General features: G+C 36.4%; 27 protein-coding genes and 1 pseudogene. 10 read left to right on the top strand and 18 right to left on the bottom strand.

Annotated elements, in window-relative coordinates; all coding sequences use genetic code 11:
• Positions 1-96: 96 nt before the first annotated feature.
• The 6 genes from KHA96_RS02355 to rpmG all read right to left on the bottom strand — a co-directional run bounded on the left by KHA96_RS02355 (position 97) and on the right by rpmG (position 3,734).
• Complete coding sequence (locus tag KHA96_RS02355; RefSeq protein WP_213127685.1) at positions 97-1,056, bottom strand: ROK family glucokinase; 960 nt, start codon at positions 1,054-1,056, stop codon at positions 97-99.
• The gene (locus tag KHA96_RS02350; protein WP_213127684.1) at positions 1,046-1,270 is read right to left on the bottom strand and encodes a YqgQ family protein; all 225 of its coding nucleotides are present in this window, start codon (positions 1,268-1,270) and stop codon (positions 1,046-1,048) included. Before KHA96_RS02350 ends, KHA96_RS02355 begins: the two co-directional genes overlap by 11 nt.
• An 83-nt stretch (positions 1,271-1,353) precedes the next feature.
• Positions 1,354-2,514 carry a rhomboid family intramembrane serine protease gene (locus KHA96_RS02345; protein ID WP_349305646.1) on the bottom strand — a complete coding sequence of 387 codons (1,161 nt, stop codon included), beginning with the start codon at positions 2,512-2,514 and terminating at the stop codon, positions 1,354-1,356.
• A gap of 183 nt (positions 2,515-2,697) precedes the next feature.
• Positions 2,698-2,880 (bottom strand): hypothetical protein, encoded by a 183-nt coding sequence (locus KHA96_RS02340; protein WP_213127683.1) that lies wholly within the window; start codon positions 2,878-2,880, stop codon positions 2,698-2,700.
• A gap of 42 nt (positions 2,881-2,922) precedes the next feature.
• The gene (locus tag KHA96_RS02335; RefSeq protein ID WP_213127682.1) at positions 2,923-3,489 is read right to left on the bottom strand and encodes a 5-formyltetrahydrofolate cyclo-ligase; all 567 of its coding nucleotides are present in this window, start codon (positions 3,487-3,489) and stop codon (positions 2,923-2,925) included.
• Between the two features lie 95 nt (positions 3,490-3,584).
• A complete protein-coding gene (gene rpmG / locus KHA96_RS02330) occupies positions 3,585-3,734 on the bottom strand; it encodes a 50S ribosomal protein L33 (protein ID WP_213097383.1) in 150 nt (49 codons plus the stop codon).
• Positions 3,735-3,909: 175 nt separating this feature from the next.
• Here rpmG and KHA96_RS02325 point away from each other — a divergent pair, with 175 nt between their 5' ends.
• The gene (locus tag KHA96_RS02325; RefSeq protein ID WP_213127681.1) at positions 3,910-4,275 is read left to right on the top strand and encodes a hypothetical protein; all 366 of its coding nucleotides are present in this window, start codon (positions 3,910-3,912) and stop codon (positions 4,273-4,275) included.
• Positions 4,276-4,278: 3 nt separating this feature from the next.
• Positions 4,279-4,731, top strand: coding sequence for an endolytic transglycosylase MltG (locus KHA96_RS02320; protein ID WP_213127680.1), 453 nt, complete (start codon positions 4,279-4,281; stop codon positions 4,729-4,731).
• 45 nt (positions 4,732-4,776) lie between these two features.
• Here the strand turns inward: KHA96_RS02320 and KHA96_RS02315 are convergent, their stop codons facing one another.
• The 3 genes from KHA96_RS02315 to sodA form a co-directional block, all read right to left on the bottom strand.
• Entirely contained in the window at positions 4,777-6,846 is a 2,070-nt protein-coding gene (locus tag KHA96_RS02315; RefSeq protein ID WP_213128651.1) for a peptidoglycan D,D-transpeptidase FtsI family protein, read from the bottom strand.
• Between the two features lie 109 nt (positions 6,847-6,955).
• The gene (locus KHA96_RS02310; RefSeq protein WP_213127679.1) at positions 6,956-8,167 is read right to left on the bottom strand and encodes an MFS transporter; all 1,212 of its coding nucleotides are present in this window, start codon (positions 8,165-8,167) and stop codon (positions 6,956-6,958) included.
• Between the two features lie 280 nt (positions 8,168-8,447).
• Positions 8,448-9,056 (bottom strand): superoxide dismutase SodA, encoded by a 609-nt coding sequence (gene sodA, locus KHA96_RS02305; protein ID WP_213127678.1) that lies wholly within the window; start codon positions 9,054-9,056, stop codon positions 8,448-8,450.
• Positions 9,057-9,257: 201 nt separating this feature from the next.
• Between sodA and KHA96_RS23450 the strand changes: the two genes are divergently transcribed.
• From KHA96_RS23450 to KHA96_RS02280, 5 genes and pseudogenes are all read left to right on the top strand, one after another.
• Entirely contained in the window at positions 9,258-9,767 is a 510-nt protein-coding gene (locus KHA96_RS23450) for a DUF1189 family protein (protein ID WP_213127677.1), read from the top strand.
• A gap of 50 nt (positions 9,768-9,817) precedes the next feature.
• Positions 9,818-10,159: a hypothetical protein gene (locus KHA96_RS02295; protein WP_213127676.1), complete on the top strand. Its 342-nt coding sequence runs from the start codon at positions 9,818-9,820 to the stop codon at positions 10,157-10,159.
• Positions 10,160-10,277: 118 nt separating this feature from the next.
• Positions 10,278-11,384: a flavodoxin-dependent (E)-4-hydroxy-3-methylbut-2-enyl-diphosphate synthase gene (gene ispG, locus KHA96_RS02290; protein WP_213128650.1), complete on the top strand. Its 1,107-nt coding sequence runs from the start codon at positions 10,278-10,280 to the stop codon at positions 11,382-11,384.
• 74 nt (positions 11,385-11,458) lie between these two features.
• Complete coding sequence (locus tag KHA96_RS02285; protein ID WP_213127675.1) at positions 11,459-12,049, top strand: 5' nucleotidase, NT5C type; 591 nt, start codon at positions 11,459-11,461, stop codon at positions 12,047-12,049.
• Positions 12,050-12,393: 344 nt separating this feature from the next.
• Positions 12,394-13,809: pseudogene (locus KHA96_RS02280) on the top strand (IS1182 family transposase).
• Between the two features lie 163 nt (positions 13,810-13,972).
• Here the strand turns inward: KHA96_RS02280 and KHA96_RS02275 are convergent.
• Genes KHA96_RS02275 through KHA96_RS02265 form a run of 3 tightly spaced genes read right to left on the bottom strand, consistent with a single transcriptional unit; the run spans position 13,973 to position 16,040 of the window.
• Positions 13,973-14,398 carry a Fur family transcriptional regulator gene (locus KHA96_RS02275; protein ID WP_213127674.1) on the bottom strand — a complete coding sequence of 142 codons (426 nt, stop codon included), beginning with the start codon at positions 14,396-14,398 and terminating at the stop codon, positions 13,973-13,975.
• Positions 14,399-14,403: 5 nt separating this feature from the next.
• A complete protein-coding gene (locus KHA96_RS02270) occupies positions 14,404-15,255 on the bottom strand; it encodes a metal ABC transporter permease (protein ID WP_213127673.1) in 852 nt (283 codons plus the stop codon).
• The gene (locus KHA96_RS02265; protein WP_213127672.1) at positions 15,252-16,040 is read right to left on the bottom strand and encodes a metal ABC transporter ATP-binding protein; all 789 of its coding nucleotides are present in this window, start codon (positions 16,038-16,040) and stop codon (positions 15,252-15,254) included. Before KHA96_RS02265 ends, KHA96_RS02270 begins: the two co-directional genes overlap by 4 nt.
• 116 nt (positions 16,041-16,156) lie before the next feature.
• On the opposite strand from KHA96_RS02265, the gene KHA96_RS02260 reads away from it, so the two are divergent.
• Positions 16,157-16,411, top strand: coding sequence for a DUF2624 domain-containing protein (locus tag KHA96_RS02260; RefSeq protein WP_213127671.1), 255 nt, complete (start codon positions 16,157-16,159; stop codon positions 16,409-16,411).
• 173 nt (positions 16,412-16,584) lie between these two features.
• Here the strand turns inward: KHA96_RS02260 and KHA96_RS02255 are convergent, their stop codons facing one another.
• Both KHA96_RS02255 and KHA96_RS02250 read right to left on the bottom strand, forming a co-directional pair.
• Positions 16,585-17,487 carry a deoxyribonuclease IV gene (locus KHA96_RS02255; protein WP_213127670.1) on the bottom strand — a complete coding sequence of 301 codons (903 nt, stop codon included), beginning with the start codon at positions 17,485-17,487 and terminating at the stop codon, positions 16,585-16,587.
• 19 nt (positions 17,488-17,506) lie between these two features.
• Complete coding sequence (locus tag KHA96_RS02250; protein WP_213127669.1) at positions 17,507-18,820, bottom strand: DEAD/DEAH box helicase; 1,314 nt, start codon at positions 18,818-18,820, stop codon at positions 17,507-17,509.
• Between the two features lie 183 nt (positions 18,821-19,003).
• Here KHA96_RS02250 and vrrA point away from each other — a divergent pair, with 183 nt between their 5' ends.
• Positions 19,004-19,597, top strand: coding sequence for a VrrA/YqfQ family protein (gene vrrA / locus KHA96_RS02245; RefSeq protein ID WP_213127668.1), 594 nt, complete (start codon positions 19,004-19,006; stop codon positions 19,595-19,597).
• A gap of 105 nt (positions 19,598-19,702) precedes the next feature.
• Entirely contained in the window at positions 19,703-20,659 is a 957-nt protein-coding gene (locus KHA96_RS02240; RefSeq protein ID WP_213127667.1) for a 4-hydroxy-3-methylbut-2-enyl diphosphate reductase, read from the top strand.
• 429 nt (positions 20,660-21,088) lie between these two features.
• On the opposite strand, the gene KHA96_RS02235 is transcribed toward KHA96_RS02240, so the two are convergent.
• From KHA96_RS02235 to KHA96_RS02220, 4 genes are all read right to left on the bottom strand, one after another.
• Complete coding sequence (locus KHA96_RS02235; RefSeq protein WP_213127666.1) at positions 21,089-22,210, bottom strand: Nif3-like dinuclear metal center hexameric protein; 1,122 nt, start codon at positions 22,208-22,210, stop codon at positions 21,089-21,091.
• Positions 22,207-22,911 (bottom strand): tRNA (adenine(22)-N(1))-methyltransferase, encoded by a 705-nt coding sequence (locus KHA96_RS02230; RefSeq protein ID WP_213127665.1) that lies wholly within the window; start codon positions 22,909-22,911, stop codon positions 22,207-22,209. The genes KHA96_RS02235 and KHA96_RS02230 overlap by 4 nt, the downstream gene beginning before the upstream one ends.
• A 95-nt stretch (positions 22,912-23,006) precedes the next feature.
• Positions 23,007-23,357: a cytochrome c550 gene (gene cccA, locus KHA96_RS02225; protein ID WP_213127664.1), complete on the bottom strand. Its 351-nt coding sequence runs from the start codon at positions 23,355-23,357 to the stop codon at positions 23,007-23,009.
• 138 nt (positions 23,358-23,495) lie between these two features.
• The gene (locus KHA96_RS02220; RefSeq protein WP_213127663.1) at positions 23,496-24,638 is read right to left on the bottom strand and encodes an acyl-CoA dehydrogenase family protein; all 1,143 of its coding nucleotides are present in this window, start codon (positions 24,636-24,638) and stop codon (positions 23,496-23,498) included.
• Between the last annotated feature and the right edge of the window lie 88 nt (positions 24,639-24,726).

The following is a 24,726-nucleotide window of genomic DNA, read 5'->3' as shown; positions in this document are numbered from 1 at the left end:
CTCTCAACAGAAAATGACAAGAGGTTTGATCGGAAGCGTTAGAGCTGCACGGGCATTAAAAAAGGCGAGAAGCTTGTTCTCACCTTATATACTTATTTAATTTTTATTCGCAGCCAACCACGCTGCTCCAGCAATACCCGCATCATTACCTAATTGCGCTAGTACAATATCGGTTGATTCGCCAACAGGCTTAAATGCATATTTCTTAAAGTATTGTTCAATTTTATCTAATAAAAAGTCACCGGCTTTTGATACCCCGCCACCTATAACAATTTTTTCAGGGTTAAATGTACTGCCGATATTGGCGAGTGCCAATCCTAAGTGGTTCGCTAAAGAATCAACTGTACTTAAGGCAAGTTCATCTCCAGCTTGAGCTGCATCAAAAATATCTTTTGCAGTTAAATCAGCAATTTGTTTTAGCTGTGAATCTCCCTCATATTCTGCAAGTAATTCATTCGCCGTGCGAACGATACCAGTCGCGGAAGCTACAGTTTCTAAGCAGCCTGTTTTACCACAATTACACATATATCCTCCTTGAGGAACTGCAGTAATATGACCAATCTCCCCAGCTGCACCTTTAGCCCCATGGACGATATCTCCATTAACAATTACACCACCACCTACGCCTGTACCAAGTGTAATGGCGATCAAATCCTTTGCCCCTTTTCCAGCGCCTTTCCACATTTCTCCGAGTGCTGCTGAATTCGCATCATTTTCAATCGCGACAGGAACGCCTACTGCTTCTTGCATCAAGTCTCTAAGTGGAAAATTATCCGGCCAGCCAAGATTAACCGCTTCAAACATTACGCCTTTTTCTTGATCAATTGGTCCCGGCGCACCAACACCTGCTGCTTTTAATCTATCATGTGGCACATTTAGTTCGGCTAATTTTTCGTGTACGGCTTTACCTATATCCGAAATGATACTGCTTCCATTGTCAGCAATATTCGTTGGGATTTCCCATTTATGTACTACATCCCCTAATTCAGTTAAAAATGCCAATTTAACTGATGTTCCACCAATATCAATGCCTAGTAACCATTTTTCATTTTCCATGTTCTTCCCCACTTTTCTTCCTATTTTTTTCTATTAATATTTCATTTCTTAAAATTGAGAGCGCTTTATGCAAATCGTCTTTACTAAGTAGATTTGAATAATAAAGGTCTTTTATTTCGGATTCCATTAATTCCAAATCCAATATTCTTTCTCCGATATATACAAAAATCCCAAACTTTTTTAGTAATTGTTGAACATCAAATACACTGTTCATATTTTCACCACATTAAAATTCGATTTTGCACGTCAAATACTCTCTAAATATAAGAATATCTTCTTCCTAGTAATAGAGCAAGACTAAATATTATGAAAGCCGTAGTACAATAATCCACTCGCTATAATGATTGCGGCCAGCAGGAAAAGTGCTTGTGTCATCTTGTTACGTTTTTTAGGAAAATGAACTGCTCCAGTTGCCATAAATCCTCCAATTAAGCCGCCGATATGTCCAGCATTATCAATCCCTGATATGGTAAAACCAAAGATTAAATTAATGATGATAACAAAGATCACATTCATACCTATCGTTCGAAAAAACACCTGTGGATAAGCAAAACCAAGATATAAAAGGGCACCGAAACACCCAAAAATTGCTCCGCTAGCACCGGCAGATATTGAAGGACTAAATACGAAGCTTGCGACTGTTCCTATAAATCCTGAAAAAAGATAAATCCAAATAAAACGCAAGTGTCCAAACATTTTTTCTACAGCTGTACCTAAATAATATAGGGCAAGCGTATTCATTGCAATATGAAGCACTCCAATATGAATAAAAATTGGAGTAATGAAACGCCACCATTCTCCATTTAAAATAAGCGGATTAAATTTCGCTCCATATTTAATAAGTGTTTCCGAATTGGTGGTGCCCCCGTTTGCTTCCATAATTAAAAAAATCAGCAATTGAAAAACCATAAAAAAATAGGTGAAACGAGGTTTTGTGAATTCGAATAGACTACGCTCTTCTTCTCCATTTATGACAGCTGCTTTCTTTAATACTCCTTGACGAAGGATAAAAACTTCTCCATCTTCGTATTCTTCTTTAACTGTAAAGTCAATATGTGTATTGAGGGCTTCGCCTATTTTAATAATGGAAGTATTATAATTTTCTTCTGCTAATATGATGGTAGATACATTCGTTTTCCCTGCTCCTGTTTCACTTAAAATATGGTCTGCATCAAAGGGAATGTTTGGCGTAACATAAATGTTTAAAACGTTTAATGATCTATATAATAATTGTTTTCTTAATTCTTCGGCCTGTTTGGCTGCATTTTCTTGGTCCCTAATAACCGGATTAGCCCAAGCTAAATCAGCTCTTATCATACGAACGAATGTGGCTTTTTTATTTTTTCTATTTTCAAGCCACATCCCGGTTTGCGCCTCATTTACATTCATTAATCGATATCCGCATTCATCCATTAAATAATATGCAAGACGCCAAAACAAAAAGTGTTCTCTTCCCACAATTCGTTAACCCCCCAACCTTTCCTTCTCCATACGTTTTACTATATCGAAAAGTAAGACTGTTGCAAAGGAGCTGAACGGAAACTATTTTCTAGAAGGTTAAACGCAAAGTTTCCAACTGAAAATTTTTCTAAAAATAAAAAAAGCTGGTTTTTGCATAATCCAGCTTTTTTTCATATTCAATTATTTACGAAAAGCCGTACTCATCAATTTTGAGCGAACACCAGGTATGTTCATCATTGTATTTACACTTACCTTACGAAGCAAACCATTTCCGAGCAAAACATTTAAAAGTTTATAGCGAAATCGATAAGCAGTACCTAAGACGGCAAGAGCTGAGAGCATTTTTACGATTGACCTCATCATGTTGAATCCCTCCTTGTCTTATATTTACTTATCTAATTTTTTTTATGCATTACACGAAATGATCTCATTCTCAGTTATGATTTTCTTAACAGGAATATCATGATTTTCAATCGAAATATTATCAGAGATTTGCAAAGAAAAACAAAGTGAGATGGTAGCTCCATGAAAATCTGTTAAAAAACGATCATAGTATCCCCCACCAAACCCTATTCGATATCCTTCTCGATTAAAAACCAATCCCGGAACAATTAATAATGGAATATCTCGATTAATAATCTGATTTGTCTCAGCTTCAATTGGTTCCAACAAACCAAAGAAAACTGTTTCCAGCTGATTAAATGAAGTAATCTCCCTAAATACCATTTTCTTCTCAGCAGGGTTGCATCTCGGTATAACAATTTTTTTTCCTTCTTCCCATCCTTTTCTAATGATTTGCCACGTATCAACCTCTGGAAAATGAGAAATCGTGACCCCAATAATTTCAGTTTTTTTCCATTCATTAGATTGAAAGAGCTTATTAGCGATTAAGTATGAATGATGTTCATATGTTATTCGGTCAAGTGAATTTAATCTATCTTTATATTTTTTTCGAATCATTTTCTTATCCATGCTTGAGTCAACTCCTTATATTAATAATAGCAAAAAAGCCAGAAACACTGTCATTGAAAGTGTTTCTGGCTTTTTGGATCAAGCAATGAGTAATGTTACTTTGTTTCGCGGTGCAAAGTAACTCGTTTTTCTCTAGGGCAATATTTTTTAAGCTCAAGACGGTCAGTATTATTACGTTTATTTTTTGTTGAAATATAGTTACGCTCACTGCATTCCGTGCAAGCTAATGTAATGTTCACGCGCATGTCTTTCCCTCCAAACTTCAATGCATTCTTCACTGTACATACGACTTTTTTATAATAGCACTATTTTTTCAGAAATGCTAGTATGTATTTATTGTGCCAATTAATTTTTTATAAATAGAGTATACAAGCATATTGTGGTATAAATAAAATAAGATCAGTACATCTGGGGTGGCTTATGGATACAATTATCATTATATTATTAGGTTTATCAGTTCTATTATTTGTTATTTCATTTTTCCAAACAGATAAGGTAAAAGTATTAGAAAAAGAAGTAGAGCAATTAACAATGAATGTCCTGCAAGACCATTACCTTATGAAAAAAAGACTAAAAGTCCTTGAAGAAGAATTACTAATGGGACAAAGCTTTATAAATGATATACCGAAACGTAACCAAGAACCAAATGAAATATTAAAAAACCACGTAATAGCTTTATATAATCAAGGTCTTGAAATTCAACAAATTTCCAAACAGTCGTCCTTATCTGTTGAAACAGTTAAAAGTATCATCAGAAATCGACAGGACAGCTTTGGAGGTATGTAAGGTATGAGTAAACAAACAACTAGAGCCTTTGCTTCAGGATTATTAATTTCATCTTTAATTCTTTATGTATATGTGCATTTTTTTCAAAAAAAACCCGAGCCTGTACAAGCAATTAAAGAAGGTTATATGGAAATTAAAGAACATGAATATGAACAGTTAAAATTAGACTCTGAAGAATGGCAAAAAAAATATGAATCACTTGCCAAAAAGAAGTCAGAAGAAGTGAAAAAGACGGAGCCTATTGAAAAGCACTTTCAATTGGTTATTACCGAAGGGATGTCATCAAAAGAAATCTGTTCCCAACTTGAGGATGCCGGACTAATTGATGATGCAGAGGACTTTAATGATTACTTGGCTAATCAAAATTTACAGCGATATATTCAAATTGGAACATACGATTTAAATGATTCGATGTCCTATGAAGATATTAGTAGTATTATCGCAAAAGATGCATAAAAAACAAAGCAGGTTTGTCTAAAAAGACACCTGCTTTGTTTTTATTTATTCCTCAGCATTCTCTTCTTCTGTATTTTCATTTTCGGATGTATCCTGTTTTTTTGCTCTTTTTTCTTTTAAATCAAAATATGCTTTCATTACCTTTGTTCCGATCTCCATATTGATATTATTCTCTGCTCCACCTTTTATATAAGCTGACGGAACAATGACAGACATAGCGACTTCAGGATTATTAAACGGAGCGTATCCTACAAGTGATAAATTCCATACACCCGTTCCTTGATCAACCGTCTCGGCAGTTCCTGTTTTTCCTGCAGCGTTAAATGATCGGTAATCAACACCATGAAATGCTGAACCAGTCCCATTTGCTCTATGGAAAACGCCATGGAAAGCATTTTGAATATATTTGATATCATCATCACTTGCATCAATTCGATTTAATACTTTTGGCTTTATTTCTTGGACAATCGGACCGATATTTCCATTCTCATCGACGGGGTCACGAATTTCTTTTACGATATGGGCTTGCATTCGATAACCGCCATTCGCGATCGTTGACACATATTGGGCAAGTTGAAGTGGAGTAAAAGAATCGAATTGTCCAATCGCAAAGTCTAACGTGGTACCAGCCGGTGCCGTATCTACATTTCCTTTAAATCCAATTTGTTCTCCTGGTAAATCGAGACCCGTACGAACCCCTAGTCCAAATTGGCTAAAATAATAGCGTAAATCATTAAAAACTTGGTATTTATCTATATTTAATTTTTGCTGTGGCCGTGTATAATCTGTTCCACCTATCCTCATTGCAATCCTAAACATATAAGCATTGGAGGAACGAACTATAGCCTCATAATCAGTTAACCACGTGGGGCCTCTACTATTGTAGAACCATGATTTTTTTAAAGGAGTGCCTGCAAGATCTATTACCGTATCATACTGAGATTGTCCACGGTAAATTGCACCCGACATATACCCCGTTAAAACAGTTGCTCCTTTTACCGCGGACCCAGGAACATAAGCTGTTGTAAAGTTACCCGAAGCAAAATCTTTAAAGGTATATTTCCCCTCTTCTTCATCGTAAGTATATTGTTTTCCAGACATGGCTAGTATTTCTCCAGTGAATGGATCCATCATCGTTACGAAAGCTCGGTCTAAAAGACGAGTTCCTGATTTCGCTTTTGTTTTTAGAATTTCTTCCTCAAGTATTTTATCTATTGCTTTCTGCAAATCCATATCAATTGTGAGGACAAGATCTTTGCCACGTTCTCCTTCATGAACGGGTACCGTTTCAAGAACTTCGCCGGACTTTGTTACGTTTTTTACTTTTTCTTTTTGGCCGCGAAGGACATCTTCGTATTGTAATTCAATATAACTTTTTCCAACTCTGTCATTTCTGCTGTATCCCCTGGATTCATAGTAATCCAACTTTTCTACAGGCAGCCCAGGAGTAACATTACCTAAAATCGATCTTAATGTATCTCCATACAAATAAACTCGTTCCCAATCTGTCGTTGTATCTACTCCTGGCAAGATGCCTAAATGTTCGTTTACCACAGCATATTCTTTCAAACTCACATCTTTATTTTTAACAAATTGCGGATCAAGTGCATAGCCTCCAGTAAATTCTCGGTAAATTGCGAGAACTTCCAAGTCTTCATCCGTTAGAGTTTCAAGTTCTTCATCTGTTACCCGGTCTCTTTGAAGCTTATATAATTCAGCCTCTTTTCCTTTATATTTTTCTATTTCTTTATCGGTCACCTTTTTTTTCGCTTTTTCTGGATTAAGTAAAAGCCAAAAGTCCACTTTATCCCTATGTGTAATTTTATCTGTATCTTGATGAATAATTTTAGCGAGAGTACGAGCGGTTTTTAATGTCTTTTTGGCATCAAATTGTTTTGGAGCTGTATAGGTAATAGCTTTCTGCGGCTCATTATCGACAACTGGATTAAAATTTCGGTCATAAATTAATCCACGAGGAACAGATGTTTTTACTGTTACATCTTCCGTACGATCAATTTCCCTCTTTGCATCCTCTCCACTTACAATCTGAACATAACCTAAACGAAGAATAAGCATCGAAAACATGATAAAGACAACAAAAAATAACATGTTCATTCTCAAAGGAACATGAGTTTTTTTCTTTTTGTTTTTTTCCAATTACCCCGTCCCCTTTTTTAGTAACTTATTCTCATTGTAAAAGAAAAGACAGCACAATTCCACCTATTTATTCCGTTTTTAACTTTAACAAAATAAAGGCAGCTAATGTATGGCCAGTGCCAAGAATAATGAGCAATATTGGAATACTTTTTGTAGGGGTAAAATAATATATTGCCGCAATGAATGCTAATATGGATAAAACCCTTCCCATATTCAAAAATAATTCTCTCACAACGATGTATTCTATCCGCATTTCTGCTGCCTTCCAACTCTTGCCGATGGCATCATAAGTCATAGATGAATATGGGACAAGCATGAGCGGATAAGCAATTCCAATACAAGCTGCATATATAAGAAGCCTTGTATAAGTTGGATCAAAAACAATAATGAAAATAGCACCATATAGAATAATGCCACCAAAAATCATAATTTTCTTTCTCATTTCTTTTTTAATAAGCTTTGTTGCGAGAGTATACATTATAAAGGCGACACCTGCATGGATTAATCCGAATGTACCAAGTGCAAGCTCGTTATTTGTTGCAATAAAAACAAAAACAGAAATGACAAAAACAAACGTCCCTTCTCTTAGACCTTGCAGAAAATGTGCATTTGTAATTAATCGCCAGTTTTGATTTTGCTTTCTCTCCTTATAAATTCTTGTAAATAAATATTGTCCCGAGGATGGTCTCCGGTTTAGATAAAAGCTCAAAAGGACTGCCGCTGAAAATAAACCTAATGAAATGGCAAAGATAATGGTGTATCCAATATTTGAAACAAAACGGGTAATAATAAAACCCGCTGAAATCGGTCCGATTACTCCTCCTGTTGATGAGAGTGCTCCCATAAAACCGTTGAAAAAATCCCTCGTATCAGGTTCTGTTATTTCAAAGGTCAACACATTGAAAGCCAACCAGTAAAATCCATATCCGATCCCGAGCAACGCACCAAGAAGAACGAGGTAATGTGAAGATTTTTCCCCAAAGAGCAAAACAACAATAAAAAAAATGGCAAGAAAAATAACTCCTAATCGAAGTACGATAACCCGATCCACTTTTTTTGCCCATTTCCCAGCGACGATAAAAATAATCGGCTGGACAACGACGATTGTTAGATTGTAAATAGCAAGATCAATAAAACTTTTTGACTGTTTCCATAAATAAACATTCACAAATGTATTGGATAAAGAAATGCTCAACGAGTACAAACCACCTATTAGAAGCAGCAGCAATAAATCTCTTGTTACCTCAATATCACTAAAAAGCTTTTTAATTTTCAACATAACAAAACTCCCCTTTTTCCTCTTCTCTATCTTTAGTGAACAGGGAAGTTTTATACTAAAAAATTTGAGTCGTCTTTTTCCTAACAAACGAGCAAGTACCTGTACTTGGACGCACGACAACAGAATCCAGGTCTCTCATCCCAGTGAGTTGCCCAAAAAGTTTCTAGTCATAGGTACTCGTGCAGGACAAAAACGACCTCCTAAAAAAGTGATCCACAAGGCTGTCAATTTTTGATAAAAAAAAACGAATTGCGTAATTTGCAATTCGTTTTTAGAAAGCTTATTTTGCTGAATCGTATAATTTTTGAACCTCGTCCCAATTTACAACATTCCAGAATGCACTCATGTATTCAGGACGACGGTTTTGATATTTCAAATAGTATGCATGCTCCCATACATCAAGTCCTAATAAAGGTGTTTTACCTTCCATAAGTGGGCTATCTTGGTTGGGTGTGCTTGTAATTTCAAGTTCCCCATTATTTACTGCGAGCCAAGCCCAACCTGAACCAAAGCGTCCTGCCCCAGCAGCCTGGAATTGTTCTTTAAATTTATCAAAGCTGCCAAATTTACTATTGATTGCTTCGCCAACAGATCCTGTCGGTTCGCCACCTCCATTTGGAGAAAGAAGCTTCCAGAATAATGAATGGTTTGCATGACCTCCACCATTATTTCTAACAGCAGTACGAATCGATTCTGGAACAGAATCTAAATCAGCAATTAAATCTTCAACAGACTTGCTTGCAAGATCCGCCTGCCCCTCAAGAGCGTTATTTAAATTCGTCACATATGTGTTGTGATGCTTTGTGTGGTGAATGTTCATTGTTTCCTTATCGATATGGGGCTCAAGTGCGTCATAACCATAAGGTAATTGTGGTAATTCAAATGCCATTTATAATTCCTCCTATGTAATTATTTTGAATCGTCTAACGATTCGACGGTTCCATTAATAGATTACCAAAATTAGTAATCGCATACAAATATTTTGCTTTGAAACTTATACAAAGTTTGCAATTTCAACTAATTTATCACTTGAAACAAATGCCTATTCACATCTAAACTGATAGTGATAGATTATGAAGGAAGTGACACTATGCAAAAAAAATCAATTTTCATTATATTTTTTAAAAGCTTGTACTCATTTCAAGATATAGCCAAATTTAGATTCCTTACAATTGGAAAAACCATTAACTATACTTTTTTTCTCGTTTTCCTATATTTTTTACCAAGTCTATATCACACATTAGTTTTAAAAGGAACCTCTTCTAGCCTACTGCCAGAATTTGATACAGGCAGTGTCGCTATAATGCTCCCGATTTTTATAATATTCATGTTTATTCTCAATACTGGGATTCTTTTTTTAAAGATATCTATTTTAGCGGGAGTGGCATTGATAATTGCAAGAATATTAAAAAAGAAATTACCATATAGACAAAGTTGGAGATTGACGGCTTTCAGCATTTCATTGCCTACATTCCTTTTCGGTTTAGAGCCATTATTAAGCAAGCCAATCCCATATGGTACATTTTTCGATTTCTTAATAAGCATCATGTATATATTTTTCAGCATTCATAAAATACCTCGTCCAAAAAAATCTTCATAATATCCTTGCTCTCTTCATATATATCATACATATTATGAAGAGGCGGGATAATGATGAAAAGAATTGCAGCTCTAATCGCAACAATCATTCTAATATACAGTGTTTATTTTGATTTAACGACCGGAGTCATTCCTAGAAGTTCTGCCGAATCCTCAGCCCAAATGGTTGATGTTCAAACCATTCCGGTTCAGCATGATCCATTTATCGAAATTGAGATTAAACCTGGTGATACAGTCATTTCTATAATCGAAAAGCTGCTGCAAGGTCCTTTACCAGTGCCAATTAGTCAAGTAGTCTCAGATTTTGAAGAATTAAATAATGGGACAAAACCTGAGCAAATACAAATAGGGGAAAAATACAAATTTCCTGTATATAACGAACAAAATCGTTAAATATAGCCAATCTGTTGTCATTTTCACGAAAAAGTTGATACAATATAGATGTAATTTATTATCAATAGAGATAGTAAATCTCTATCTTTTTAAAAGGAGAGAACTACCGTTGGGTGAAATAATACATCGTTCCAAAACGCGCCCGGTAAAAGTAGGCAATTTAACAATCGGGGGAAGCGACCAAGTTATTATCCAAAGTATGACGACAACAAAGACGCATGATGTTGATGCGACTGTACGTGAAATAGAACGTTTGGAAGAAGCGGGCTGTCAAATTGTTAGGGTTGCCTGTCCTGATGAAAGAGCCGCTAATGCGATCTCGGAAATCAAAAAAAGAATTAATATACCACTCGTAGTTGATATACATTTCGATTATCGCCTTGCATTAAAAGCGATTGAGGGCGGAGCAGATAAGATTAGAATTAATCCTGGTAATATTGGTAAACGTGAAAAGGTTGAAGAAGTCGTAAGGGCCGCAAAAGCAAAAGGGATTCCTATTCGAATTGGCGTCAATGCGGGAAGTCTCGAGAGGCATATTCTTCAAAAGTATGGTTATCCGACTGCTGATGGCATGGTAGAGAGTGCTTTACATCATATTAAAATTCTCGAAGATTTAGATTTTCATGATATTATAGTATCCATGAAGGCCTCTGATGTCCGTCTCGCGATTGAAGCATACGAAAAAGCGGCTAGAGCCTTTGACTACCCACTCCATCTTGGTATTACGGAAAGCGGAACATTGTTTGCCGGTACTGTCAAAAGTGCTGCAGGATTAGGTGCGATACTAAGTATGGGAATTGGCAACACTTTAAGAATTTCGCTTAGTGCCGACCCAGTTGAAGAAGTAAAAGTGGCAAGAGAACTATTAAAGTCTTTTGGACTTATTTCAAACGCAGCCACACTCGTTTCTTGCCCAACTTGCGGCAGAATTGAAATTGACTTGATCAGCATAGCCAATGAAGTAGAAGAATATATCCAAAATATTAAAGCTCCGATCAAAGTATCAGTATTAGGCTGTGCTGTAAATGGTCCAGGGGAAGCACGTGAAGCAGATATTGGAATTGCTGGGGCACGTGGTGAAGGACTTCTATTTAAAAAAGGAAAAACGGTAAGAAAAGTCCCCGAAGCTACAATGGTCGAAGAATTAAAGAAAGAAATCGACTTAATGGCTGCCGAATATTTTAAAAAGCAAGAGGAAGAAAAACAACAGCAAATACTTAATTAATTTTTAAGGGGCCGTCAGTGGACGGCTCCTTTATTACAACTTCGCGTTCAAAATAAAGGAGAATGATTTTTTTCATGAAGAAAAGATTTGGAATTGATATTGATGGAACAGTAACTTGCCCTACGTCACTCATTCCTCATATCAACAAAGAGTTTCAGTTAAACATTACATTAGATGATCTAACAGAATATGAGTTGACAGATTGCCTTCAAATTGAAAGGGAATCTTTCTATAAGTGGTTTATAAAGTCGGAACCCGTTATCTACGCAGAGTCCCCTCTTGCAGAAGGAGCCAAACCTATTTTATCAAAATGGATAAAAGATCATGAATTGTTTTTCATTAGTGCGAGAAGTCAGACGCTTTTTGATGTTACGACAAAATGGTTTCATACACATGACATACAGTACGACCATATAGAACTAATTGGCTCGCACGATAAAGTCGGCACGGCAAAAAAACATGATATTGATTTATTTTTTGAAGACAAGCATGATAATGCTGTTAACATATCAGAAGAACTTAATATCCCCGTCATTTTATTTGATACTCCATACAACAGAAAGCCTTCCCCAGAAAATGTTATTCGCGTTCACAGCTGGAAGGAAGCAGAAAATTGGGTGGAAAATTGGATTAAAATAGAAAAGGAAATGAAAAAAGAAGCCTAGATTAAACGAGGGCACTGAAAAAGTCCCCTAAATTTAGGATTGTGTTAAAACTTAGCTGTTGATTTCCGTTCCAGGCGGCTTCGCTTTCCGCGGGCGGTTCGGAGAGCCTCCTCGGCGCTGAAGCGCCTGCGGGGTCTCCCCTGTCCCGTACTCCCACAGGAGTCTGCGCCGCCTTCCACTCCAATCAACTGAGTCCTTTACTTTGGATAATTTTAAAAAAGGCATAATCCCCAACTATTAAGGGGATTATGCCTTTTTTGCTGTATAATTATAGTATCAATTTCAAATGGGTGGGTACTATGATTCAAAAACAACAATCAATGACTCTCAGTCCTTAATTTGGTATTTATGATTTAGTTGTTCCGAAGGATAATCTACTACGTAAACTTAACGATCTGGTTGATTTCTCTTTTGTTTATGATGAACTTAAAGATAAATATTGTCATGATAATGGTCGGAATGCAATCGACCCTATTCGCATGTTTAAATACTTATTGTTAAAGACTATCCATGACTTGTCTGAAGTTGATATTGTTGACCGTTCGAAATACGATATGTCTTTTAAGTATTTCCTTCACATGACTCCGGAGGAGCCAGTAATCGAGCCAAGTTCTTTAACCAAGTTTCGAAAACTCCGTTTAAAAGATGTAAACCTTCTGGATCTACTTATCAATAAAACTGTTGAAATTGCCATTGAAAAGGAAATCATCAAGAGTAAATCTATTATCGTGGATGCTACCCATACGAAAGCTCGCTACAATCAAATGACAACACCAAAAGAAATACTGATGGACCGTTCTAAAAAGTTAAGAAAAGCTATTTATCAGATAGTTGAATCTATGAAAAACAAGTTTCCTGTCAAAAATACAACCGATGTGTTGGAAGATGAAATCGCTTATTGCCAAGAACTTATTGGCGTGATTGAAAAAGAAGAAACTCTTATCGAGTATCCAAAAGTAAAGAAGCTGTTAAACCTTCTAAAAGAAACAGTTACCGACGATATCGAACATTTACAAAGCTCTGAAGATAAGGATGCAAAAGTAGGTCACAAAACTGCTGATTCATCGTTTTTTGGATATAAAACTCATATTGCAATAAACGAAGAAAGAATTATTACTGCCGCAACAGTTACGGCAGGGGAAAAAATGACGGAAAGCAATTAGAAACACTGATTGAAAAAAGCATTAAAGCAGGGATGAAAGTTGAAACTGTTATTGGTGATGCAGCCTATTCTGAAAAAGGTAATATCGAATATACCAAAGAAAAGGACATAAAATTAGTAGCCAAGTTAAACCCTTCTGTAACTCAGGGTTTTCGTAAAAAAGAAGGCGAATTTAAGTTTAATAAGGATGCTGGAATGTATGTTTGTAAAGCTTGTCATATGGCTATTAGAAAAGCACGTCAAGGTAAAAAAGGTGTAGCAGGCTAATCAAGCTGACACTTATTATTTTGATGTAGAAAAGTGCAAACGTTGCCCATATAAGGCTGGATGTTATAAAGAAGGTGCCAAAAGTAAAACTTATTCCGTATCCATAAAATCAAATATACATACAGAACAAGAAAAATTCCAAGAAAGCGATTATTTTAAGGAAAAGTCGAAAAAACGATATAAAATAGAAGCGAAAAATAGCGAATTAAAACACAGACACGGGTACAATGTTGCAAATTCCTCGGGTCTAGTTGGTATGCAATTGCAAGGTGCAATGGCAATATTCACTGTAAATTTAAAAAGAATATTGAAACTAATAGATCAAAAATAGGGGTGAAAAATAGCCTCAATGAATAAAAAAGACGACTTAAAATTCATTTTTAAGAATTTTAAAGTCGTCTTTTTTTTGTAGTGTTTTAGAAATTCTCGAAAAACCGAAGGTTTTTCAGTGCCCTCGATTAAACAAGGCTTCTTTTTTTGTCATGCTTCAGCAACTATGCGCTTTCGCTTTTCCTACACAAAGGACATTTCCCATAGATTTCAAATTTATGGTCTGCTACATCGTAGTCTTTTAAGTCTTCGGTTACAAAGTCCATTGGGCAAGCGTCAATAGCCTTTGTGCTGCCGCAGTCCATGCAAATGAAATGATGATGATGATCGTGCAATGAGCATGTATAGCGAAAGTTTTTCTCACCGGAAAGGTCGGTTGATTCAAGAATACCTAGTTTATTAAATAAAGAGAGATTACGATAAATTGTATCGAAACTAAGTCCTGGGTATTCATCATTCATAGTCTCGAGTAATTCTTTTGCTGTTAAATACTTATCAAATCTTGCAAATATTTCAAGAATTCTTTCCCGCTTTCCCGTCACTTTATATCCTTTATTTTTAACAATTTGAATAGCTTCATTTATATTCATTATTCTCACCCCACCTTTATTGGCCTCTGTCCGTGGTTGCGTTTATAGACAATAATCCCTAAAAGAATAAGAATCGATATAATGACTATCGTCCCTCCGGGTGCAAGATCTAAATAATAGGCACTGATTAGTCCTCCTATTACTGAAATCTCACCAAATAGTATCGATAAAAAGATCGTTTGTTTAAATCCTCTTGCTATCCGCATACTCGCCGCAACAGGAAGTGTCATAAGTGCTGAAACAAGTAATATGCCGACAATTCGCATGGAGGCGGCTATTACTAATGCTATCAATACCATAAACAATAGATGAATACTTTTCGCAGGAATACCTGACACTTTAGCATGCTCCTCATCAAAGGATAAGAGGAAAAGTTCTTTATATAAGAATAAGATGATTAAACCGACAAAAACGCTTATTGCAAAAATCACATATAAATCAACCCTGCTTACAGCACTTACACTTCCGAATAAATAATTTAATAAGTCCGTATTAAATCCATCCGCTAGTGAAATGAAAATAACTCCTAGTCCTATTCCACCTGATAAAATGATCGGGATCGCTAATTCTTGATAATGTTTATATACCATTCTTAACCTTTCAATCAATACTGATCCAATTACTGAAAATCCCATCCCAAAGTAGAGTGGATTCATGCCGGCAAACATTATTGTTTTTTTGCTTAAGAACAGACTGGCTGCAATTCCTGCCAACGTTACATGGCTTAAGGCATCCGCGATTAGTGATAATCTCCTTACAACAATAAAAGTCCCTAATAATGGAGCTATGAGACCGATTAGTATACCTGTTAAAAATGTATTTTGTAAAAATTCATATTGAAAGATCGCTGATATCATCTAGTTGTCCCACCTTCTTCTATATGAGCATGTTCATGTGAAAGCAGATGGACGTCATGCTGGTAGATGGAAGATAAATCGTCAGTATTAAACTTTTCAAAGTCCTCCACGAGACCATGGAAGTGTAGTTTCTTATTTAAGCATGCAACATGAGTCACTTTATTCGTAATTGTCCCAATATCATGTGTGACTAGAATTAATGTAATCTCACGTTCTTTATTCAATTTTTCCAGCATATTATAAAACGATTTGACGTTTTTCTCATCAACACCTACTGTCGGTTCATCTAATATTAATATATCTGGTTTTGAGACTATAGCACGGGCAATAAACACTCTCTGCTGCTGCCCTCCGGATAGCTCACCAATATTTTTTTTAGAAAATTGACTCATACCAACCGACTCAATCGCTGCATTAATTTCTTTCTGTTGATCTTTTCCAATAAAATGGAATAATCCTAACTTACCTGTTAAGCCGCTGGCCACTACCTCAAAAACCGTTGCAGGAAATCCACTATTAAATGAGTTAGCTTTTTGCGAAACATACCCAATTCGATCCCATTCTTTAAATTTAGCCTGTGGCTGCCCAAATAATAAAACCTCCCCACTCTGAGGTTTTATGAGTCCAAGAATTATTTTTAATAATGTAGATTTGCCAGATCCATTCGGACCGACAAGCCCTAGAAAAGCTCCCCTAGGTACATTAAGGTCAATTTGTTCAAGAACATTCTCTCTTTCATAGCGAAAATTTACATCTGTTATTTGAATTATAAATTCATTGGTCATAGAAATACTTCCTTTTTAAAATAAGAATCATTACGATTTGGTTCAATGAAATTATACACAACACTGTCACGAATGACAACTATCCTACATACATTTTTGAATAGGGGTGATTCAGAATGAAGTTTATACAAAATATGATTAATATGAAGATAAACGTGATAACAACAGATGAATTACTGAAATACGCTGGACAGTACAATATTAAACTATCAAGAGTGCAATCAGAGAAAATCGCTGCATTTTTAAGAGGAAAAAACTTTGATGTTTTTAATGACAAAACGAGATCGCAAATTATTAGAGAAGTCGCAAAAATAGCCGGTCCAAACACGGCTAAAGAAATTAATAAGCTCTTTATTCAGCTAACCAAATAATAAAAAACATAGGCAGCTTCATTGACATAAGACTTGCGTTAAAGAAAAAGGAAAATAAATTGGAGGCTGGTTGAAAGTCGTCAGAGCTGGATAGGAGGAGGCTGTCTAATTAAGTTTATTGTCTCTCATAATACATACAGACAATACACAATAGACAGCCTTTTGCCATTAATTTATTTCACTAATGTTCCCATAATTTCTTCACGTATCTGCTCATTAAATAAACCACTTTTAATCATATCAATCTCATGTTTATAAGGAGCCTTTTTATTATTTTTGTCCTCACCTACATATGGAGTTTCTAATATTTTCGGTACATGCATTAATTGGGGGTGATTTATTATATAGTTCAAAGCAGAAAATCCGATATGGCCAAAGCCAATATTTTCATGTCTGTCTTTTTTCGCACCACATTCATTTTTACTGTCATTAATATGGAGAACTTTGATACGGTCAATTCCAACGATCTTATCAAACTCCTCAAGAACACCATCAAAGTTATTTACAATATCATATCCTGCATCGTGTGTATGGCAAGTATCAAAACAAATTGATAGTTTATCGTTATGATGAACTCCGTTAATAATTTCAGCTAGTTCCTCGAAAGTTCTTCCACACTCTGAACCTTTTCCGGCCATTGTCTCAAGTGCAATTTGTACTTCTTGTTCTGCTGTTAACACTTCGTTTAATCCTTCAATAATCTTTTTGATTCCTATTTCAGGCCCTTCCCCTACATGTGCTCCGGGATGTAGCACAATTTGCCTAGATCCAATGGCAGCCGTTCTTTCAATTTCTGAGCGAAGAAAATCTACGCCTAATTCAAAAGTTGCTGGGTTAACCGCATTCCCAATATTAATTATATATGGGGCATGGACAATGATTTCATCAATTCCATTTTCTTTCATATGCAGCTGTCCCGCTTCGATATTCAAATCTTCTATTTTCTTTCTTCTTGTATTTTGAGGAGCACCTGTATAAACCATGAACGTATTTGCTCCGTAAGAAACAGCTTCTTCACTCGAAGCAAGAAGCATTTTTTTCCCACTCATCGATACGTGCGAACCTATTTTTAACATATTTCCCTCTCCATTCCTCTTATTTTTTTCTACTATTCATTTTTCTTTCCCGTCTCTTAATTTGTTCTCTTTGCACTTCCATCTTCTTTTTATAACCAGGTTTCACCTTTTGAGGTTTTCTAACGAGTTGTCTTGCCTTAATTTCTTCATCGGAAACTGTTTTTGTACGATTTTTTCTACGATTACGTTCACCTATTTCAACCCAGTTGCCATGTTGAATATCTAAATAGGAAAAATCAATACCCATTCTGTCTAATCGGATTAGTGCATCTTCATCAGATGGTTCATAAATCGTAACGGCAAGTCCCTTATTACCTGCTCTCGCTGTCCGGCCGGTCCTGTGGATATAAAAATCGAGATCTCGAGGCAGCTCGTAATTAATAATATGGCTGACTCCTTCAATATCAATCCCTCTAGCTGCAAGATCGGTTGCTACAATATATTGAAATTCTAAATTTCTAATTTGTTTCATTACCTTTTTACGCTCACGCGGGCTAATATCTCCGTGAAGTCTTCCTACTTTTAGTCCGCGTTCAAGCAGTTGATCAGCTACCTTATCAGCCATTTGCTTCGTATTAGCAAATACAATCGCCAAATAGGGATTATAAGATTGTAAAATCTCAGTTAATAAGTCTATTTTCGTTCTACTTTTTAAAGGTACTAATATATGTTCAATGTTTTCTGCAGAGCGTTGTTGTGGCTGCACTTGTTCAAATGCGGGATTCTCCATATATTTTTTAAGGAAAGGTTTCAATTTTTCGGGGATTGTCGCTGAAAAAACGAGCATTTGCAAATCCTTTGGCATTTTTCCTGCAATTTGATCTACATCATGCAAAAACCCCATATCAAGCATTAAATCCGCCTCATCTATAACTAATAAGGAAGCAGTATGAACAAACAAAGCTTGCTCCTTAATAAGATCGTTTATTCTCCCAGGAGTTCCTACAACGACATGTGGTTGTTGTTTTAATTTATCTATATCCCTCTGCTTGTCTGTTCCACCAATATAACATTTTGCCGATATTTTATTTTCTTCATCATGTTTTACTATTTTTAATATTTCCTGATATATCTGGTTAGCCAGTTCCCGTGTTGGTGCTGTAATGACAGCCTGTACTTGCTGAATATTTGAATTGATTGATTCAAGTAACGGAAATAAATAGGAATGGGTCTTTCCAGTCCCTGTTTGAGATTGTCCAATCGCATTTTCACCTTTTAAAACTAAAGGAATGATTTTTTTCTGTATTTCAGTCGGTTCACTAAACTTTAGTTCTTCAATGGCATGATTGATAAATGGTTTAAAATTAAATTGAGTAAAATTATTCTTATTCATGACTTTCACTCCTTCATTAAGGGGAATCCCTCCGAACAATTATAAACTATAAAGAGTACATGCACAATTCAAGTAAGCCAATCTAGAAAAAAGCCTATTAATACCACTTCAATAACGGCTAATAACCAAACTTTTAGTTCTTTCCTGCATAATATATCGATAGAGGAAGGGAGTGAGATGATTATGTTCGGTAATCGAATGCCAGGAGGCATGCCGCCTATGTTCAGAGGCCCTTCTATGGGAGGACGTCCTTTTGGCAGAGGAATCGGCGGAGCACAGCAGTTTGGTCCAAATGCCCGCGGCGGCGCTAATATGTTAGGAAGACTTTTTCAAAGGCAAGGCACTGGGTCAATGGCCGCGAGGGCCCCACAAGCAGCAAACATGTTTTCCCGTGGAGTAGGGCAAACCTCCATGCTTCAAGGCTTAACTAATCCCGGTTCAATCAATAGCTTTTTATCCAATACACAAAATGTTCTAAATACTGCTAGACAAATTGGCCCATTAGTCCAGCAATACGGTCCTGTTGTGAGGAATCTACCAGCTATGTGGCGTCTTTATAAAGGATTTAAAAGTATACCAGCCGGAGATTCAGAAGATGATGCGAAAGCAAAAACCGAGGAAACAAAAACAGAATCAGTAAAAACTAATCATGAATCGGCAAAAAAAACTACAGCTAATATTTCAAAATCAGTTGATGAACAAAAGAAAAGTGTAAATAGATCAGTAGCTACTAGTAGACAAAAAGGTGAATCTGTTCCAAAATTATATATTCCGTAACCTTGGATATATCCTCCATTCATTGGCTTTTTTACAGATGTCCTATATAATAAGGTTGTAAGTTCAATAGATGAAGGCAGTTGCCTCTAATTAGGAGGATTATAGATGAAACTTATTAAAATATCACCAAGGGGTTATTGTTACGGAGTAGTTGACGCAATGGTTATTGCCCGCAATGCTGCTTTAGATAAAACATTGCCACGTCCGATTTATATATTAGGCATGATTGTTCATAATAAACATGTTACGGATGCCTTCGAGGAAGATGGCATTATTACATTAGATGGTCCAAATCGTAAAGAAATATTAGAAAAAGTAGACAGTGGAACAGTTATTTTTACAGCTCATGGTGTATCTCCTGAGGTACGGGAGCTCGCTAAGAAAAAAGGACTTGTAACTCTTGATGCAACGTGTCCAGATGTTACGAGAACCCATGACCTGATAAGAGAAAAAGAAAAAGAAGGCTATGATGTAATATACATTGGCAAAAAAGGACATCCCGAACCAGAAGGAGCAGTTGGTGTAGCACCGAATATCGTCCATCTAGTGGAAACGATGGAAGATGTTGAAGAATTATCAGTAAATAACGATAAGATTATCGTGACCAATCAAACGACAATGAGCCAATGGGATGTCCAGGCGATTATGGAAAGAGTGAAGGAAAAATATCCTCATGCTGAAAAACATAAAGAAATTTGCCTTGCTACTCAAGTACGCCAAGAAGCGGTTGCGGAACAAGCGGGTGAAGCGGATGTACTTATCGTTGTAGGTGACCCTATGAGTAATAACTCCAATCGCCTTGCTCAAGTTTCGCAGGAAATTGCTGGTACTAAAGCCTATCGTATCGGCGATGTTACAGAAATTGATATTGAATGGATAAGAAATGCAGAAACAGTGGCAGTTACTGCTGGTGCTTCAACCCCAACTCCTATCGTAAGAGAAGTTATTGCGTTTATCGAACAATTTAATCCATTCGATGAATCAACATGGGAAAGAGAAAATAATGTCCCACTTAGCAAAATATTACCTAAAGTAAGAAACCCAAAACTAGCAGCAAAATAATCGCATATTATAAGAAAAGAGCTGGCCCCTGCTCATTGAACTACAGACTTCAAGTTCTTTGCCTTTTCATGGGAAGAAATACAGAAGTTTGCTAGTAGATCAGGTAGTAGCAGCACTCTAGATTAATAAACCTTATGTTTTTTACCATATAAAATAACAACAAGGAACGGAATGATATTAATCCGTTCCTTTTCGCTTTCTTGAGAAATTTAAAAATAATAGGCTAGTATTTTTCTTCACTCATTCCTAGGCTCCCACCAAACAATTGCCAATAAGAGGCTAAAAGCATCTTTTTTTCCCTTAGCCATTTTTTCTGAAGGTCCACAGGATGCAAGGATGGAGGTTTGGAAGGCATTGTGGCGTACAAGGATATAACCAGCTCAGGCAATGAGATAGCACGTCGTTAAACAGACTCTTCCGTTTTTCTTGTTATTCTAAAAAAGTAAATGGATTTGTATCTACTTCAGAAGGAAATATATTTACGGTAAAATGTCTTTTTTCAATTAGTTCCTTGAGCACTTTAACTGTGCCTTTTTTCATAATTTTTTCGACATTATGCCCTGGATCGACGATATTAAGTCCGATGTTCATTGCATCATGGGCAGTATGATAATACATATCCCCTGTCACATAAACGTCAGCACCGCTGAATTTTGCACTAGAATAATATTTATTACCATCGCCCCCAAGGATGGCCACCTTTTTGACTTTATCATTAAGTTGTCCCACTACTCGTACACCTGGTGAGTCTAGCACTTCTTTTACAAATACAGCAAACTCTCGCAGCTTCATAGTATTTTCTAGTTCTCCGATTTTTCCTAATCCTAGTACTTTCCCTTTTTGAGTTAACTCAAAAATGTCATAAGCAGGCTCTTCATATGGATGTGCTTTTAACATTGCAGAAACAATCTTTTTCTCCTTATTTGCTGGAAAAACTGTTTCTATTTTCACTTCATTAACAGTTTCCAATATTCCCTTTTCGCCAATGTAAGGATTCGTGTTTTCACCTGGTAAAAATCTACCAGTTCCTTCTGTAGAAAAAGAACAATGACTATATGCTCCTATAGCTCCTGCCCCAGCATCGCCTAGTGCGGAGAGTATGTCAGATTCCTTTTCCTTTGGTACATATACTGCAAGCTTTTTCAACGTCTCATGATAAGTTGGTACTAATACTGATGTATTTTTTAGCCCCAATGCTTTTGCAAGCATATCATTAACGCCGCCCGTAGCAACGTCTAGGTTTGTATGTGCTGCATATACAGTAATATCATGTTTAATAAGCATTTCTATCATTTTTCCACTTGTATTATCCGTATTAATATTTTTCAATGGACGATAGATCAGAGGATGGTGAGCAATAATTAAATCGACGTTCTTTTCAATCGCTTCTTGTACTACATCTTCCAATACGTCAAGTGCAATCATTACATTGTGAATGGGTTTATTTAATGTTCCAACCTGCAGCCCAATCGGATCACCTTCCAATGCGTATTCCTTCGGGGCGAATTCCTCAAATAATTGGATGAATTCGTATCCATTTATTTTTTTCATTCTAATACCTCCATCACAATCTTTATTTTCTCAGTCATTTCTACTCTTTTGGCATTTGTTTTATCATTATCCTCAGCCTTATCGAGCTCACTCATAATCCTTTTCCACTGATTCAATTCTAGCTGCCACTTTTTAAAAAAAGTCTCATTTTTATGTTGTAATAAAAACGGTCCAAGCAAAAATTCCTTTTTAAGATCTTTATATGGAATGGACGGGTCGCCAACATCCGCTACCAAAATCTCATAAAACTTTCCATCCTCTTCAACTAATTGTTCATCTACAAGCTGCCAGTTATGATCGTAAAGCCACCTGCGGACATTATCTGTACCAATATTCGGTTGAAGGATTAATCTTTTTACACCCGCAAGCTTCTTCTTGCCTCTTTCCAAAATATCAGAAATTAATGCTCCGCCCATACCTGCTATAATAATGCAGTCAACTTCATTAGGAACAATAACCTCTAAGCCATTTCCCTTTCTTACATCAATTCTATCCGATAAACCTGCTGCTGCAACTTGTTGTAAGGCAGATTGATATGGTCCATCTACTACCTCGCCAGCAATGGCAAATTGGGCTATTCCCTTCTTAACTGTATAACAGGGTAAGTAAGCATGATCTGAACCGATATCGGCAATCCTCGTTCCGTTATGTATGAAAGAAGTTACGGTTTCCAACCGTTTCGATAACTTTTCTATATTCATCACTATTTCACCTCTTATATTACGATAAAAGAGTTCTTTGCAAATTGCAAAGAACTCTTTTTATGAAAGTCTTCATTAGTATAAGCAACTTATCATTACTTTAAATTTGCTACCCATTCTGCCATTTCATCAATATTTTCTGCTGGAACTAGTCCTGCTGGCATTGTACCTTGTCCATTTTCCAATACATCAGCAATATGTTCTTTCTTTAGGCCTGCTCCGCGCAGTGCAGGTGCTCCTGCTCCTCCTTCAAGGTTTTCACCATGACATGAAATACATGTTTTACTAGCCGCTTCAGGTTCAAACTCTGCAACTACTTCTTCGCCGCCTTCAGCTTCTTTTGCAATTTCTTTTGCGTCCCCAAGTCCTTTAATTCCTAGGAAAAAGACGAGAACAAGTCCCATAACCATAATTAAAATATATGGAACGATCGGATTACGTTTCATGACTTACCCTCCTTATGTATGAGCTACGTATAATATCAATTATGCAACAAACATCTATATTTTACTCGAAATAAGTCAGAAGGGAAAGCCTTAGCGCTTAAGTTTCATTCTTTTTTCGAATTTTAGACAAACATTATCTTACATACAGCCAACTTCTCGAGCAATGACCATTCTCTGTATCTCAGATGTACCTTCACCAATTTCAAGAAGCTTTGCATCCCTCATCATTCGTTCAACCTCATATTCTCTCATATATCCATATCCGCCAAGAATTTGAATAGCTTGACTAGTTATTTCCATACAAATTTCCGATGCATATAATTTACACATAGATGCTTCTTTTGAAAATGACTTGCCATTGTCTTTAAGCCAAGCAGCTTTATATACCATATTTCTTGCTAGTTCAATTTTCATAGCCATATCCGCTATTTTAAATTGTGTGACTTGAAACTTTGCAAGTGTTTTTCCAAACTGCTTCCTTTCTTTTGAATAAGCAAGTGCTTTTTCAAATGCTCCCTGAGCGATGCCAACTGCCATAGCACCAATTCCAATTCGACCGCCATCTAATGTTTGTAAGAACTGTTTAAAGCCCTCTCCTTCTTTCCCGAGTAAATTTTCATCAGGAACTTTTACATCCTCCAATATAAGTTCAGTCGTATTGGAAGCATTTAGACCCATTTTTTCATATTGGTCGATAACCATAAATCCTTTTGCATCAGTTGGTACTATTATAGCACTAATTTCCTTTTTTTCCTTTTTCTTGCCTGTCACAGCAGTTAGGGCAAGAAATTTTGAATAACTAGCATTCGTAATGAAGCACTTATTACCATTTATGATATATTCATTATTTTTCTTATTGGCCGTAGTATTTGTTCCAGCTGCGTCTGAACCCGCATTAGGTTCCGTCAGACCAAATGCACCTAATGACTTGCCAGTACAAAGAGGAATTAAATACTTTTTCCTTTGTTCATCGCTCCCAAACAAGTATATTGGAGCCGCCCCAAGAGAAATATGGGCAGAATATGTAATTCCAGTTGAACCACATGCCCTGCTTAATTCTTCAGTAACGATTGCAAAACTAATCGTATCTGCACCCGCCCCACCATATTCCTCAGGGAATGGCAAACCCATTACACCTAAATCAGCAAGTTGATTAATGATGTCAATTGGAAACTTTTTATTACGATCCCGTTCGACAGCACCAGCAGCAACTTTTTCTTGAGCAAATTCACGAATCGTTTTTTTAATCATCATCTGCTCTGGTGATAAATCAAAATTCATATGCTAAGACACCTCCATTTGCAAAGCGTAAGCGCCTATCCATCTACGAAAAAACTTGCGATAGAGAAAACACGGCGAGGCAAAGCCA

It is taken from the genome of Bacillus sp. FJAT-49711 (assembly GCF_018343715.1).
Taxonomy (GTDB): domain Bacteria; phylum Bacillota; class Bacilli; order Bacillales; family Bacillaceae_C; genus Lederbergia.
Note: the sequence above shows the minus strand (reverse complement) of the source record. Positions and strands in the feature narration are given on the sequence as shown.